Genomic DNA, 463 nt, shown 5'->3' with positions numbered 1-463 from the left:
CCGCCATCTGGGCGACGAGATAAGGGGTCACATGTTTCCAGGGAAAACCGCGAAAAGCCGCCAGGGTGATGGTGACCGCCGGGTTGATGTGCGTCCCCGATACCGGTCCGGTAATATAGATCGCCATCGTAACCGCCATCCCCCAGATGAGGGCGATCCCCCACAGATCCAGGGAAAGGTCATTCAGCACCCAACCCGCCACCGCCCCGCACCCGACAAAGATCAGGATAAACGTACCGACAAACTCGGACAGGCATTGCCCCCACAGGTTCCGATTCACCCTTTCGCCTCCCCTTTTCGCATCGTCCTAACCTTTCGCCACCACGCCGATCGGTTGCGAAGGCATGTCACCGGCGCCGAAAAAGCATCCCCCGCCGGTTCGACAAAAAATAGGTTTCTATCTAAAAATTATATTTAATAGGAAAATTGTTTTCAATCTTAAGGAGGATTTGGACAACAAAAA

1 protein-coding gene is annotated in these 463 nt (G+C 53.8%); it reads right to left on the bottom strand.

What is annotated here, in order from left to right; all coding sequences use genetic code 11:
* Positions 1–280 (bottom strand): MIP/aquaporin family protein (locus tag RZO55_RS21645; RefSeq protein WP_318066344.1); only part of this gene is annotated, 280 nt, incomplete at its 3' end.
* Positions 281–463 lie beyond the last annotated feature (183 nt).

The organism is Clostridium boliviensis, from assembly GCF_033342255.1.
Lineage (GTDB): Bacteria > Bacillota > Clostridia > Lachnospirales > Lachnospiraceae > Lacrimispora > Lacrimispora boliviensis.
Note: the sequence above shows the minus strand (reverse complement) of the source record. Positions and strands in the feature narration are given on the sequence as shown.